Below are 15,212 nucleotides of genomic sequence, written 5' to 3' on the forward strand. Positions count from 1 at the left end.
CGCAACACTGACCCCGCGCTCTCGCACCAACTTCACTGCCTCAAGCTTGTACTCGCGGCTGAATTTCCTTCGTTGCATTCATGCGCTCCAGTTTCATCGGAAACACCTTAACTCGGTGTCCACGAAACCGGCAGCAGGCCAAAATGCGACGGCCTTCTTCGCTCGAGAGACAAGTCGATGAGTTTTGCCTTCATCGATACGGAGAAGGTCCATATGTCTCTGTCGCGTTTGTGCGCCTTCGCAGGTGTCAGCATCAGTGGTTATTTTGCATGGAAGCATCGCGTCCCTAGCCGCCGCCAGCTTGATGACATGGTTATTCTGGCGCATATTCGCAATCAGTTTGCACTGTCACGTGAAACCTATGGTAGCCCTCGAATGCATGTCGAACTGAACGAACAAGGCATTCGGGCAGGTCGTCACCGCACGGCGAGACTGATGCGTGAAAACGGTCTTAAGGCCCGGCAGAAAACTCGCTTCAAACGCACGACCGACAGCAATCATGGTGAGCCTGTCGCTCCCAATCTTCTGGATCAGGACTTCACTTGTGATGGACCAGATCAGAAATGGGGTGTCGATATCAGTTACATATGGACCGCAGAAGGTTGGCTGTATCTGGCAATTGTTGTCGATCTTTTCTCTCGTTGTATTATCGGCTGGGAAACACGGGATCGGATGAAAAAGGATCTGGCGATCTGTGCTTTGAAGAAGGCTATTGCAATCCGGCAACCAAAGCCGGGACTGATCCAACACTCGGACAGGGGAAGCCAATATGCCAGTTATGAGTATCGCAGAATTCTCGAAGCTCACAAAATGCTTCCATCAATAAGTGGAAGAGGAAATTTTTATGATAATTCGATGGCCGAAACCGTCTTCAAGACGATCAAGTCAGAACTGATGTGGCGAACTGTGTTCTACACACGCAAGGATGCAATCAAAGCCATTGGCGAATACATTGACGGCTTCTATAATCCTGTGCCCAGACATTCTGCCCTCGGATATAAATCACCGATCCAGTTCGAGACTATGAATCGTAAATTAGTGACAGAACCTCTCCACTAAATAAGGGCAAGTCCAACATCTGGTTGGCTTACAGGCCATGAACACAACCCTAAAATTTGTCGCGAATTTCCTGCAGTTTCTATTTTTTCGAAACTGTTTCATCAGAATCAACGCAATCCCTGTTTCAATACTTGCTTGAGGCTCCAGTATTGATAAGCATTTTTGCCGCAGTTGCCGCCAACCGTGAAGAGAACTATTATTTAAATGAGGGTGGGGGATGTATAATGGCGAGAGTTCCTGTTATTGCCAGTTATGTATTGCAAGGGGTGCCAGAATTTATTCGGAGTCACATTGGGGAGAAGGCTTTGCAACGCGCTAACCGTGTTGCGGGCTTCGACGCCGAGATAATCGAAGAAAGAAGCTGCTTCGTTCCCCAGAAATCGGTAGTAAAATTCGTAGATGTTGCGGCCAGGGCAGCAGGCGATACCAACCTCGGGGTTTTATTTGTTCCGGACATGAATGTGGCCACCTACGGTGCCTTTGGGCGATATGTGCTGGGCGCCGATACGCTCGGACAGGCCATTGATCGGGCGATTGCGGCGCTGCCATATCACAGCACTTATGACACATTGTCCGCCACGGCCCATGCCGACGAGGTGCGATTTACATATAAATTCGCGCTCGCTGGCGCTCCGGGCTATCATGTCGTGGCATGCGCTGCCGCCGGCGAATTGATGAGCGTCGTGAAGGCGTATCTGTCACAGTACTGGCGACCATCACGCGTCGAACTGGATATCGAGAAACCGTCTCAGTCCTCACTTTATGAGGACGTGTTCCAATGTCCGGTTCTATTCAATGCGCCGGCGGTGTCAGTCGTGCTGTCGCGGCACAGCATGGCGGCTGCCTGTATCCAGGCAGCACGCCCCCTCATTACCATACAGGATGTCGCACGTGATCAATCGGGTGGGGCTCCGCAAAAGATGCTAGATGTCATTCAGGAGCAGATCCGGGTCCACCTCCATATGGGTGACGTGTCGATCGATAAGGTTGCGCAATCTATGGATATCAGTGTGCGGACCCTGCAACGGGAACTTCACTTTGCCGGCACGGAATTTCGCAGCCTGACGGGAATGATGAGGATCAAGCGAGCAACGGAGTTGCTCCAAGAGCGTGGGCTGTCGCTCACCCTTATCTCGGAAGATCTGGGCTATGCGTCGCCGACAGGATTTTCACGCGCTTTTCGCAACGTGACCGGGCTAAGCCCGCGTGAATATCGCATGAGGGTGCGAAGCTAGCTGGAATGCATCCCGCTGGCCAGTCTCGATATTATTATCGGTACTATTAATTGGACTTCTCCCGCCGATTGGCGCGAAAGGATAAGATTTGAACCGAACGTCATAGAACAATGCAGGGCTTATTCAATGTTGACGCAGACTTTCGAGGAAAGCAGAATTGATTGCCCAGCCGCCCCAGGTATCGCCATCGGGCCGAACCGCTCTTTGAGATTCACACATGGACACTCCATCCACAGCCAGCCATTTTGCGGAAGTCATACAGACCTCCCTTTCGCCCGTTTTTCTCCTGGCTGGGACCGCCGGCTTTGTAAACATTTATGTTGGTCGCCTCGCAAAGCTCTCGGATCGGTTAAATGAGATCGTTGAAAAAGCTGAGAAGAATACGGCGGCGGTGCAGGTGCAGCTCGCCTACCTGCGCCGTCGCGTGTTTGCATTGGAGATAGCGGCGTTTTTCGGTGCGGCGGCGGGTATTTGTACGGGGGCAGCGGTCCTCAACCTGTTGGCGGGGACGCTCGCGATAGGTATCCGGCAGGAAAATCTTTTCTGGTTTTTTGGTGGCGCCGTGGTTTTTCTGATGCTCTCGCTGGCCGCGTTTTTATTCGAACTGGCTGTAGCGGGTCGTAATATGCTGCGACAGATGCGCAAAGCGTATCGGCCGAGCAAATTCGATTGATACCTAGGGCTCGCGTTTTCCCAAATCAGTTGGCGCGAAATGATAAGTCCCGCAATCATATTTACCCTAAGATTTTAGCAAAGCGCGATAGGCGCTCGATTGCCGAGGGTATCAAGAAGGGGAAAACGTGGGGAGGAGTTCGGCTAGCATCGCCGCTCGCGAAGCTGAGCGTGCGGATATGATTTTCATCCAAGGCGGGACTTTTCTTATGGGGTCCGACAGGCACTACCCAGAAGAAGCTCCTGCTCACCGTGTCACCGTTGACGGTTTCCTTATGGACAGGGCGCCCGTGACAAATGCCGCGTTTGCTGAATTCGTCACGGCGACCGGTTACCGCACCTGCGCAGAATATCCGCCAGATCCGAAGGATTATCCCGGCATTCTTCCAGACATGCTGTATGCTGGCTCGCTGGTGTTTCAGCAGCCGAAAGACACTGTCGACCTGAACGACTGGACCCAGTGGTGGACGTTCCGCGAAGGAGCCTGCTGGCACAAACCTTACGGTACGGGAAGCGACATTGATGGCCTGGGCGACCATCCCGTAGTCCATATCACCTATCACGATGCGCTTGCCTACGCGCGATGGAAGGGTAAGGACCTTCCGACGGAGGCCGAATGGGAGTTTGCCGCCCGTGGCGGACTGGAGGGTGCCGACTATGCCGGGGTGCGGAATTCACCCCCAGCGGACGTCATATGGCGAACACGTGGCAGGGCATTTTCCCGACACTAAACAGTGCTGAAGACGGTTATCCGAGCACATCCCCAGTGCTGGCCTTCCCCTGCAACGGATACGGTCTCCACGACATGATCGGCAATGTCTGGGAATGGACGTCGGACTGGTATACCGACCGACATGAGGCCGATGTCGCAAAACCCTGCTGCATCCCGAAAAACCCGCGCGGCGGTATCGAGAGCCTGAGCTACGATCCATGCCAGCCCGAAATCAGGATACCGCGCAAAGTGCTGAAAGGCGGTTCGCATCTGTGCGCGCCAAATTACTGCCGCCGGTACCGCCCCGCGGCAAGGCATGCCGAGGCGATAGATACCTCGACCTCTCACGTCGGGTTCAGATGTGTTATCAGATCAGGAGGAATGAATGAAAATCCTTAAAAGGCTGAAGGCGGGATGGCTGGGGGGTAGCACTGCGGTTTTGCTACTGGCAACGCCGTCGCTGGCGCAGGAGTCACTTCCTTTCCCGGCGACACCCTCCGGAAGCAAGGCGGGGCCGACGATTGCCGATTCCACCTTTAAGCCACTGCCCAAACAGTCTCATCTTCCAGCCAACGCACCGAATATCATTATCATCATGCTTGACGATGTCGGTCCAGCGCTTCCCGGAACTTTCGGTGGGGTGATTACGACGCCGACCCTCAGCCGGCTCGCCGAGGAAGGCGTTGCGTATAATCGCTTCCACAATGCCGCGATGTGTTCGCCTACGCGTGCAGCTCTGTTGACGGGGCGCAATCATCATCGCGTCGGCAACGGCCAGATCGCCGAACTTGCGAATGATTGGGATGGCTATACTGGGCGGATACCCCGCACCTCTGCGACTGTCGCCAAGGTCTTAGGTAGCTACGGATACGCTACGGGCGCTTTCGGCAAATGGCACAATACACCCGCCAACGAAACGACCGCAGTCGGCCCTTATACTGACTGGCCGGCTGGCGAGGGCATCGGATTCGACTATTTTTACGGCTTCCTCGCGGGGGAATCCTCGCAATGGGAACCTGCTGTCGTTGAGAATACTGTGCGTATAGACCCGTCGCACGGCAAGGAGGGCTATCATTTCACCGAGGATATGACGGACAAGGCAGTTTCGTGGATGAAACAGGTCCGCGCACTAACTCCGGACCGGCCCTTTCTGATGTATTGGGCTCCCGGCGCCTCGCATGGACCACATCATATTTTCAAGGACTGGGCGGACAAATATAAAGGCAAGTTTGACGATGGTTGGGACGCCATGCGCGAGCGGGTCTTCGCCCAGCAGAAAAATCTTGGCTGGATACCGCAGGACACCCAGCTTACGCCGCGCCCTGAAACGCTTGCCGGATGGAAGGATATTCCAGACGACGAGAAACCGTTCCAACGCCGTTTGATGGAGGTTTTCGCCGGCTTCACCGAACATGCAGATACGCAGGCCGGACGTCTCATAGAAACGCTCGACGAACTGGGTATTCGCGACAACACCCTCATCTTCTATGTCTGGGGAGACAACGGATCAAGCGCTGAGGGTCAGAACGGCACGATCAGCGAATTGCTGGCGCAAAACGGCATCGCCAGCGAGATCAAGGATCACATCCGTACCATGGACGAGTTGGGTGGGATGGATGTTCTCGGTTCGCCGAAAGCCGACAACATGTATCATGCCGGCTGGGCCTGGGCCGGGTCTACGCCGCATCGCTCGACCAAGCTGGTCGCGGCGCATTTCGGCGGAACGCGGACGCCGCTGGTCATATCATGGCCCGGCAAGATCAAGCCCGACAAGACCCCGCGCGCGCAGTTCCACCATGTCAACGATATCGTACCGACTATCTACGACATTCTTGACATTCAGCCACCCAAGCTTGTCGACGGCATTAGCCAAGACCCTCTCGACGGGGTCAGCATGGCCTATAGTTTCGACGCGCCGCAGGCTCCAGGGCAGAAAAAGGCACAGTATTTCGAGATCATGGGCAGTCGGGCCATCTATGAAGATGAGTGGATCGCCTCTGTTTTCGGTCCCCGCACACCATGGAAGCCGGGCCTTGATCCCGCCATCTTCAAATGGAGCCCGACTAACGACAAGTGGGAGCTTCACGATCTGAAGACCGATTATTCGCAGGCTAAGGATGTCGCGGCGGATCATCCCGACAAGGTGAAGCAACTCACGCAATCCTTCCAGACGCAGGCCGAAGCCAACAAGGTGTTCCCGGTTGGCGGCGGGCTCTGGTCCGCCGTCTTCCATCCTGAGGACGCGCCATCCAATCCGGCGACCGAGTTTCATTATACGCAGGACGTCATCGGCGTGCCGGAGTTTGCGGCACCGAAAATCGGCGCACGCAGCAATCTGGTGAAGGTAGAAGTGGAGCTGAAACCGGATTCCGAAGGCGTGCTTTACGCGCTCGGCGCGTTTTCGGGCGGCGTATCGCTATGGGTGGAAAACGGCAAGCTTTCTTACGAGTATAATCTCTTTGAAATCGAGCGGACGCTGCTTGAAACCTCACAGCCGCTGCCGACCGGCAAGGTCGACATCGAGGTCGAAACGCGCAGGGCGGGCACTAACCATGACGCCCCTCTCGATGTCACCATCCGCGTCAACGGAAGCGAGGTCGTCAAAGGCCGGGTGCCCCGTTCAGCTCCCCTCACCTTTACCGCCAACGACTCTTTCGATGTCGGCAGGGATAGCTATTCGCCGGTCTCTCTTGCCTATTTCGACCGCAAGCCCTTCGCTTTCAACGGAAAGATACCGCGCCTGAAGGTCGAATATCTGAAGTGAGCCCGTCCCGCGCACAGGGTATCGGGAAAAACGGGAGCGGCGGGTTCACTCGCCGCTCCCGACTGGACTGCCAGTGGATTATGAAATGACGGATCAATCAATGTGGCGTCTTCACGAACGTGCCGGATCATGGCGATTTTCAGGATGGGCAATAGCCGTGAGCGTTCTGCTTTTGCAGGCCTGCGCAACCCGTCCGACGGGTGTACTTGAACCGGTCGCAGCCGATCCATCCGCTTCCCGCGTCGAAATGCTGGTCACGACCACCCGCGAACGGGCGAAAAAGCCGGGCGTGATGTTCACGGGCGAGCGCGCCAGCCCGTCATTCGCGGAGATCACGGTTTCCATCCCGCCGAACGCCTCTCGCAAGGCTGGCGAGGTCGCGTGGCCGCGCAAGCTTCCGCCCGATCCCGCGCACGATTTCGCTACCTTGAAAGCTGCCGAAATCGATCGCGATTCAGCAGAGAAATGGCTGCACGCGCGTGTCCGCAAGAGCCCGGACGGCAGCGTCCTGGTCTTTATTCACGGGTTCAACAATCAATTTGAAGACGCGGTTTTCCGTTTCGCGCAGATCGTCCATGATTCTGGCGCGCGCAGCGTGCCGGTGCTGGCGACATGGCCCTCGCGTGGCAGCTTGCTGGCCTATGGTTACGATCGTGAAAGCACCAACTATACGCGCAACGCGGTGGAAGACCTGTTCCAGTATCTGGCGCGCGATCCGCAGGTCAAGGAGGTTTCAATCCTCGCCCACTCGATGGGCAACTGGCTCGCGCTGGAATCCCTACGCCAGATGGCCATTCGTAACGGTCGCCTTCCGGCAAAGTTCAGAAACGTCATGCTCGCGGCGCCCGATGTGGACGTAGATGTATTCGGTTCGCAGATTGCCGACATGGGCCGGCAAAGACCACGCTTTACGTTGTTTGTCTCCCGTGACGACCGCGCTCTCGCCGTTTCCCGGCGTGTCTGGGGCAATGTTTCCCGCCTGGGCGCCATCGATCCAGAACAGTCCCCTTACAAAGAGGAACTGGCGACCAACGGGGTCACGGTTATCGACCTGACCAAGATCAAGGCCGGGGACGGTCTACATCATGCAAAATTCGCGGAATCGCCGCAGATCGTACAGCTCATCGGCAACCGGCTATCATCCGGCCAGACCTTGACCGACAACCGCCTCGGACTGGGCGGCCACATCTTGACCGCGTCCGTCGGGGCCTCGCACACCGTTGGAACCGCCGCTGGCCTCATCGTCGCCGCGCCGACTGCAATCGTGGAGCAGAACTCGCGGCAGAACTACGCCGACCATGTCGAGGCGTTGGTCAGCGTGCCCGCTGGTTCGGGTAACGCTGAATGCGGAAGGACCGGCTGGGCGAAACAGGGCAATTGCGGCCGATAGGCCAACGAACGTGATAACCGGCAGCCCTAAAGACAAACAAGAGACGTCGCAGCGGCAATGCAACAGGAGTGACCATGAAACCACCTGGTTCGCGGTTTGGCCGTGATCGCGGCCAGACGAGGACCGACTGCGGACGGATCTTCTCCTTCTCCCCTTATTTCTGGGCGACTGGCCCGTCGGGCGAGGCTGCCCAGTTCGGGCTGCCGAGCGTGTATGTCGATGCGAGTTTCGACGATATTTTCGACAATCTCGAATTCGGCGCCATGGCGATGGGTGAAGCCCGGAAGGGACCTTTCAGCCTCTTGGCCGATATTATGTATACGAAGATATCCGGGCGGGGCGACGCGCGCGGAGGCATTCTTGCCCACGGTGCCGATCTAACGATGCAGACCTTTGCCGGCCTGGTCCAGTCTGCGCGATGGTCGCAGCATTTCGTTTCCTTCTAAATAAATATTAAAAACTAACTGGTTGGTAATAACGGTCAAAAACGTTTGGGATTCTTTCCTGAATGCGTTAGCGTTTCCTCAGTTCCGTGGGAGGACGGCATGAATGCGGCGGGAAGTAATCTGCAAAAACTTCCCGCTTAGTTGTCGTGTTTGCGCCATGGCAAGATTATTGGAGTGAGGAGGCAATATGCAGATCTTTAATCGGAAAACGGCAGTTTCGCTGGCGACCGCGTTGGGCCTTGTCTTGGGCGCTGCCCAAGCAAAGGCCGAGGAATTTGTAAATATTCTGACTGGCGGCACCAGCGGCGTCTACTATCCGCTCGGCGTTGCCATGGAGAAAATTTATTCGGGTATTCCAGACGTACGTCCGTCGGTTCAGGCGACGAAGGCATCCATTGAAAATATCAATCTCATCAATAGCGGGCGCGGCGAAGTGGCATTCACGCTCGGCGATTCCCTGCGCGATGCCTATGAAGGCAATGAAGCTGCTGGCTTCAAGAAGAAACTCACCAATCTGAATACCCTTGCGGCAATCTACCCGAACTATGTTCAGATAGTCGCCTCCAAGGAGTCCGGCATCAAGACATTGGCCGATCTCAAGGGAAAGCGCCTTTCTGTCGGCGCTCCGAAATCGGGCACCGAACTGAATGCACGCACCATTCTGGAAGCTTCCGGGCTATCCTATGACGATCTGGGCAAGATCGAATATCTGCCCTTTGCAGAATCTGTCGAACTCATGAAGAACCGCCAGCTGGATGCAACCCTGCAATCTTCAGGGCTTGGCGTGGCCTCGCTCCGCGATCTTGCCAACTCTGTGGATATCAACGTTGTGGAAGTTCCGGCAGATGTTATCGAAAAGATCGGCGCGCCTTATCAGGTCAACACGATCCCGGCCAATACCTATAGCGGACAGGACAAGGATGTCGTGACGGCCTCCGTGATCAATTATCTGATCGTCCGGCCGGATCTCGACGAAGAACTCGTCTACCAGATGACCAAGGGGCTCTTCGAAAATCTCGACCAGCTTGCGGCTGCCCATGCTTCGGCAAAGGCGATCAAGCTCGACAAGAGCACCATTGTGTCACCAGTTCCGGTTCATCCGGGCGCGCTGCGTTACTACAAGGAAAAAGGCATCGAATAGACTGGCGGCAACCCCGTCGGCGGCCGGTACTGGGCGACATCCCGGTACCGCCGCTTTTCTGACAGCCGACACCCAATCCTTCTCGATTGGATCGTTTCCGTGACTCAACATGCATAATCTGATGAAGGTCCGTTCATGACGCAGAACGAGAACAGCGCCGTAGAATCGGCCGAGCACATTCCCGCCTGGGGCTCCGGCGCAGGTGCAAAGATCCTGTTTGCCATCGCCGTGGCTTTTTCGGTTTTCCAGCTTTGGACTTCCGCTTATTCACCGCTGCCAAGTCAGGTGGTCCGCTCGGTTCATGTCGGATTTCTGCTTCTGCTCCTCTTCGGCCTTTACGCCAATGCAAGCACCGCAGCAGCAAAACGGGCAGCTCTCTGGCTCGCAGCCATCGTTGCTTTCGCGCTCAGTCTCTATCACTGGATTTTCTACGAAGATCTGGTGGTCCGGGCGGGCGAACCGAATACGCTCGATATCGTGATCGGCATTCTTGTGGTCGCCCTCGTTTTCTGGGCTGGAAAAAAGATGATGGGCTGGACCCTGCCGCTCATCTGCGCGATTTTTCTGGCCTACGGCCTGTTCGGGCAATATTTGCCGCACCCGTTCAATCATCGCGGATATGATTTCGAGCAGGTGATCGAAGTTCTGTTTCTGGGAACAGAAGGAATTTACGGCACGCCGATCTATGTCTCGTCGAGCTATATTTTTCTTTTCATCCTGTTCGGCGCATTTCTCGAACGTGCAGGCATGATCCAGCTATTCAACGATATTGCCATGGGCACGGTCGGTGCGTCGCGCGGCGGTCCGGCAAAGGTCTCGGTGATTTCGTCGGCTCTTATGGGAACAATCAATGGCTCCGGCGTCGCCAATGTCGTGACGACGGGGGCCTTTACCATTCCGCTCATGAAGCGGTCCGGCTTCCGTCCGGCCTTTGCGGGCGGCGTCGAAGCCGTGGCGTCGATGGGTGGCCAGATCATGCCGCCGGTCATGGGCGCGGTTGCATTCATTATGGCGGAAACGCTCGGTCTGCCCTATGTCGAAATCGTCAAGGCGGCAGTCGTTCCCGCCATTCTTTACTTCATAACCGTCTTCGTGATGGTCGATCTCGAAGCACGCCGCCTCAGAATGAAGGGGCTCAACAAGAGCGAAATGCCGAGCGCCCTCGATGCCATCAGAAAGCGCTGGTTTCTGGTTCTGCCGCTCGTCGCTTTGGTATGGCTCCTCTTCTCAGGCTATACGCCACTTTTTGCGGGCACTGTGGGCCTCAGCCTGACTGCCCTCATTATCCTCGGCGTACCGGTTTCCGGTTCCATGTCGATGCCTCTGCGGGTACTGTTCTGGGTTGCGCTCGGCATCATGTCGGCAGCGGCTTTCGGTACGACGTTCAATATCTTCGGCTACGCCCTGCGCGGCATTACGCTCATCATTGGTCTTGTTGCGGTGCTGGTTGCGATAAACTTTCTGGTGCGCGGCGGCCGCGAGACATTGAATCTCTGCCTCCAAAGCCTCGCAGAAGGCGCCAAGAATGCGCTGCCCGTGGGCGTTGCCTGTGCTCTGGTCGGCGTCATCATCGGTGTTCTGGCGCTGACCGGTGCCGGTTCGACCTTTGCCCGTGTGATCGTCAGCGTTGGTGAGAATTCTCTGTTCTTCTCGCTGATACTGACCATGCTGGCCTGCCTCGTACTCGGCATGGGCATACCAACCATTCCGAACTACATCATTACTTCCTCTATCGCCGGTCCCGCGCTTCTTCACCTCGATGTGCCGCTTTTGGTGTCGCATATGTTCGTCTTCTATTTCGGCATTATGGCTGATCTCACGCCGCCCGTAGCACTTGCAGCTTTCGCAGCGGCGCCAATCGCGCGAGAATCCGGCATGAAGATCGGTATGCAGGCGATCCGGATCGCGGTGGCAGGGTTTGCCGTGCCGTTCATGGCAGTATATGAGCCGGTTATCATGCTTCAGGAGGGGGGCCCGCTTACCGAACGGTTCGGCTTCTGGCTTGCCTTCGCCTATATGATCGTCAAGGCGCTACTCAGTATCCTGCTTTGGGGAGCTGCCGCTATCGGGCATCTGCGAACACCGCTGAATATGTGGGAGCGCATATGGGCCTTCGTTGCCATCGCGCTGATGCTTGCAACCTATCCCTATAGCGATGAGCTCGGTTTTGCAGCCTGTGCTGCCTTTCTTGCCTGGCACTTCTGGAGATCGCGGCCTTCCATCGTCGCGTCATCAGGTTGATGGCTGTCTGTATTGCAACGGCTGGCGGCGTTCTGAAAATCGCCGCCACAAGTTTTATTCTATCTTGGACGCACAGCGTTGAAAAAGTGCCGTGGCACGAATTTTGGACTGTCACGGCGCAGGGATTGGTATTGTCCGAGGCCCGCATCAAAGGCTCCGGCGCGGGCATGGAGCCTCCGGCAGATGCTGTTTTCAAGGAAGGGTGGTATATTTACCATCCAAACATTCCTCCGCGCCATGAAATTGTCCTCGCTGCGTCCGGCAAGACGACTGGAGGCTGGACTTTCTGCTCGGACCAAAAATGCATGGAACTGGGCAAAACGGAAGAAAAGCCAATACGTATCCTCCCGTGCAACTAAAGCGTGTCGCGCTTTATCATAGTCATATGACACGCTTTAAGTTTTTGTTTTCATGCATGTCTTTATCCCATCGTAGCGGGATCAGAAATCAGTCCAGTGAACTGATTTCCCCGCGAAGGCGGTTCCCACTTTTGGGAGACATGCATTGGGCTCAGACTGAGTTCAACGCAATCAGATCATTGCGCGTAGGAGTTGGCTGAAGCCCATGAACGCAGTCAATGTGTTCTCGCATCGCATCGCAGCGCGAGCAAGCTATACAGGCAGTTTCAGCCCCCTTTTGCGCCCCAAGGATATCGCAAGGGGACACGGCAGGGATATTCCAAGACCTGACATGACGAGCAGGCATCTACAATGCACCGCGCATTCCATAGGACGCGTTTTCAAACAGTCGCCCATAGCGATAAGGCTGAGGATCGACGATTGGCTTATCGCCTGTAACAATATCGGCGATGAGGTGACCAGCCGAAGGTCCAACTCCGAAACCATGGCCGCTGAAGCCCGATGCGAGATAGAGGCCTGGCAATTGTTCGATTGGCGATATGATCGGAAGGGAATCCGGCGTCCAGTCGATCGCCCCTCCCCAGGCTTCCGCAACGCCTGCCCCGGCAGCCGCCGGGAATATCTTTTGCAGTTCGGCTTTCGCAGCGTCGATCAATGATTGTTCGGGAGCGGGGTTTAAAATACGCACTTTTTCGAAGGGCGTTATCTGATCCAAGGTCCAGTTGCGGTTCGCGAGACCGGAGAGGAACGTACGGCCGACCTTGATTTTGAGATCCTTGCGACGCGCCAGAAACATCGGCCAGAATTTGCGCGCATAACGTAGCGAGTCCGGCGTCATATCAAGCGTTCCCTTGCCCTTATAGGCAACAGTCACGCTACCGTCCAAACGCTGGCGTATACAGACTGTCGGGGTTCCAACAGCGCCGGTTGGAATGGTGAGATTGCCAGCAGTTCTGAAAACCGTAGCATTGACTGCGGCTTGCGGGAAATCGATGCCGTGTTGCCGACAGAACATACTCGACCAGACGCCGCCGGCCACGATAACGTTGCTGGTTCTGACACTGCCCAGTTCTGTCACCACGCCTGAAATGCGGCCATTGCTGGTCTCGACACCACGCGCCGCACAATTCTCCAGAATAACGACGCCTGCATCGCGGGCATATTGGGCAATGCCTTGAGTTGCGAGCGATGGTTCGGCGCGTCCGTCTGTGCTGGTGAGCATCCCGCCAACCCAGTTCTTCGCACTTCCCGGCATGCGCGCGTCAACGTCGCTTTTCCCCAATATCTGGCTGTGAACACCGAAATCGACAGCTTTGGCCGCCCATTTTTCCCAGCTCGCAAGCTCTTCAGGCTTGTCTGTCGCCCATAAAATGCCTGATGTTCGAAAGCCGAGTTCTCGGCCGTTCTCCTGTAATTTGCCCCATAGATTCAGACCTTCGCGCGCAAGGGGGATTTCAACCTCGTCCCGGCCTTGTTGGCGTACCCAGCCCCAGTTGCGACTTGATTGCTCGGCGGCGATACGGCCTTTCTCGACCAGCAAAACCGACACCTTGCGCTGTGCGAGATAGTAAGCCGCGCAAACACCGATAATTCCGCCACCGATGATAACGACGTCCGCCGACGAGGGCAGCGGTGATTGCGGATGATAATGGACGGATGGAGAGGAAAGCATCTTTAATCCGATCGGAGCTGATTTGTGTCAGGGATTATGCGGATCTCGGTTCAAGACGACACACGAGGATATCGTCTTGAACCGGCAGGCATGGGAGGTATCAGCTTCATGCGCTTTGCGCATAGGGGACGTTTTTGCCGCCATATTGCCGCAGGCGAATATTGGCCTGCTCGGCATGGCCGGCGAAACCTTCGAGCATGCACAGTCTGGAGCAATATTCGCCGATGCTGACGCTGGCCTCATCCGTCAGCACTTTCTGATAGGTGCAGGTCTTGATGAATTTTCCAACCCACAATCCACCCGTGTAACGGGCGGCTCCCAAAGTCGGCAAGGTATGGTTGGTGCCGATCACCTTGTCACCGTAAGCGACATTGGTGCGCGCGCCGAGGAAAAGAGCGCCGTAGTTCTTCATCCGATCCTTAAATATATCAGGATCTCTGGTCATGACCTGAACATGCTCGGAAGCAATCCGGTCAGCCTCGGTGATCATCTCTTCTTCGGTGTCGCATAGGATGACCTGTCCGTAATTGCCCCATGATTGGCGGGCGATGGCAGCCGTTGGCAGAATTTCGAGAAGACGGTCGATTTCGCGCAGTGTTGCATCCGCCAGCGGGCGCGACGTTGTCAGAAGGATAGCGGGAGAATCCGGTCCATGTTCTGCTTGCCCCAATAGATCGGTTGCGCAAATTTCTGCATTGGCGGTTTCGTCGGCAATGACCAGCGTTTCTGTCGGGCCGGCAAACAGATCAATACCAACCTGTCCGAACAATTGGCGCTTGGCCTCAGCGACATAAGCATTGCCGGGGCCGACCAGCATGGAGACGGGATTGATGGTCTGGGTTCCGACCGCAAAAGCGGCCATGGCCTGAACGCCACCAAAGCAATAGATTTCGTCTGCACCGGCCAGATGTTGCGCTGCGACGATTGCCGGGGCCGGTTTGCCCTGAAAGGGCGGCGCACAGGTCACAATCCGGTCGACACCCGCGACCCGCGCTGTGATAACCGACATATGTGCCGAAGCAAGGAGAGGATATTTGCCGCCGGGAACATAGCAGCCCACGGAATCGACCGGGATATTCTTGTGCCCCAGAATGACGCCGGGAAGGGTTTCGACTTCAAGGTCAAGCAGACAGGATTTCTGATGCTCGGCGAAGTTCCGGACCTGCTCCTGAGCGAACTTTATGTCGTCAAGCGCCTTTTGTGGAAGTTCGGCAACGCAATCCAGAATCTCCTTTTTGGTAAGCCGATAGTCGCTGCGATCCCAATTGTCGAACTTGACTGAATAGGCGCGCACAGCCTCGTCGCCTTTTTGGCGGACATCCTCGATGATCGATTGCACGATATGCGGAACATCATTATTCCGCTGAAATTCCTTTGCTGAAGCGGTGCGATCTTTCAGTACTCTAATCATGTCATGATCCTTGCGTAGATTGTTCGATCCAAACTTGAAAATCCGGGCCTGTGTCAGGCCGCAGCGAACCCTCTGGGTGAGCCGAATGCTCCTCCATGCTTAAATTCGTG

At 55.9% G+C, this 15,212-nt stretch carries 10 protein-coding genes and 2 pseudogenes; 10 read left to right on the forward strand and 2 right to left on the reverse strand.

What is annotated here, in order from left to right; all coding sequences use genetic code 11:
* Positions 1–141: 141 nt before the first annotated feature.
* The 10 genes and pseudogenes from AC0TNJ_RS01585 to AC0TNJ_RS01630 form a co-directional block, all read left to right on the forward strand.
* Positions 142–1,059: pseudogene (locus tag AC0TNJ_RS01585) on the forward strand (IS3 family transposase); the annotation flags it as partial.
* A gap of 149 nt (positions 1,060–1,208) precedes the next feature.
* The gene (locus AC0TNJ_RS01590; RefSeq protein ID WP_473770007.1) at positions 1,209–2,294 is read left to right on the forward strand and encodes an AraC family transcriptional regulator; all 1,086 of its coding nucleotides are present in this window, start codon (positions 1,209–1,211) and stop codon (positions 2,292–2,294) included.
* Positions 2,295–2,511: 217 nt separating this feature from the next.
* Positions 2,512–2,967: a DUF2721 domain-containing protein gene (locus AC0TNJ_RS01595; RefSeq protein WP_473770008.1), complete on the forward strand. Its 456-nt coding sequence runs from the start codon at positions 2,512–2,514 to the stop codon at positions 2,965–2,967.
* Positions 2,968–3,145: 178 nt separating this feature from the next.
* Positions 3,146–4,077, forward strand: a pseudogene (locus tag AC0TNJ_RS01600) (formylglycine-generating enzyme family protein).
* Positions 4,064–6,442 carry an arylsulfatase gene (locus tag AC0TNJ_RS01605; protein ID WP_473770009.1) on the forward strand — a complete coding sequence of 793 codons (2,379 nt, stop codon included), beginning with the start codon at positions 4,064–4,066 and terminating at the stop codon, positions 6,440–6,442. Before AC0TNJ_RS01600 ends, AC0TNJ_RS01605 begins: the two are co-directional and overlap by 14 nt.
* A 100-nt stretch (positions 6,443–6,542) precedes the next feature.
* A complete protein-coding gene (locus tag AC0TNJ_RS01610) occupies positions 6,543–7,832 on the forward strand; it encodes an alpha/beta hydrolase (protein WP_473770078.1) in 1,290 nt (429 codons plus the stop codon).
* Positions 7,833–7,906: 74 nt separating this feature from the next.
* The gene (locus tag AC0TNJ_RS01615) at positions 7,907–8,278 is read left to right on the forward strand and encodes a hypothetical protein (RefSeq protein ID WP_473770010.1); all 372 of its coding nucleotides are present in this window, start codon (positions 7,907–7,909) and stop codon (positions 8,276–8,278) included.
* A gap of 187 nt (positions 8,279–8,465) precedes the next feature.
* Positions 8,466–9,419, forward strand: a complete 954-nt coding sequence (locus AC0TNJ_RS01620) for a TAXI family TRAP transporter solute-binding subunit (protein ID WP_122002093.1) — start codon at positions 8,466–8,468, stop codon at positions 9,417–9,419.
* A 135-nt stretch (positions 9,420–9,554) separates the two neighbouring features.
* Complete coding sequence (locus AC0TNJ_RS01625) at positions 9,555–11,660, forward strand: TRAP transporter permease (protein WP_473770011.1); 2,106 nt, start codon at positions 9,555–9,557, stop codon at positions 11,658–11,660.
* A complete protein-coding gene (locus AC0TNJ_RS01630) occupies positions 11,660–12,019 on the forward strand; it encodes a DUF1850 domain-containing protein (RefSeq protein WP_473770012.1) in 360 nt (119 codons plus the stop codon). Before AC0TNJ_RS01625 ends, AC0TNJ_RS01630 begins: the two co-directional genes overlap by 1 nt.
* Before the next feature lie 346 nt (positions 12,020–12,365).
* Here AC0TNJ_RS01630 and AC0TNJ_RS01635 read toward each other — a convergent pair whose 3' ends face one another.
* Together AC0TNJ_RS01635 and hisD are read right to left on the reverse strand one after the other, a co-directional pair.
* The gene (locus AC0TNJ_RS01635) at positions 12,366–13,691 is read right to left on the reverse strand and encodes an NAD(P)/FAD-dependent oxidoreductase (RefSeq protein WP_473770013.1); all 1,326 of its coding nucleotides are present in this window, start codon (positions 13,689–13,691) and stop codon (positions 12,366–12,368) included.
* Positions 13,692–13,797: 106 nt separating this feature from the next.
* Positions 13,798–15,102, reverse strand: coding sequence for a histidinol dehydrogenase (gene hisD, locus AC0TNJ_RS01640; RefSeq protein WP_473770014.1), 1,305 nt, complete (start codon positions 15,100–15,102; stop codon positions 13,798–13,800).
* Between the last annotated feature and the right edge of the window lie 110 nt (positions 15,103–15,212).

The sequence above is a fragment of the Ochrobactrum sp. PL_is483 genome (assembly GCF_055816855.1).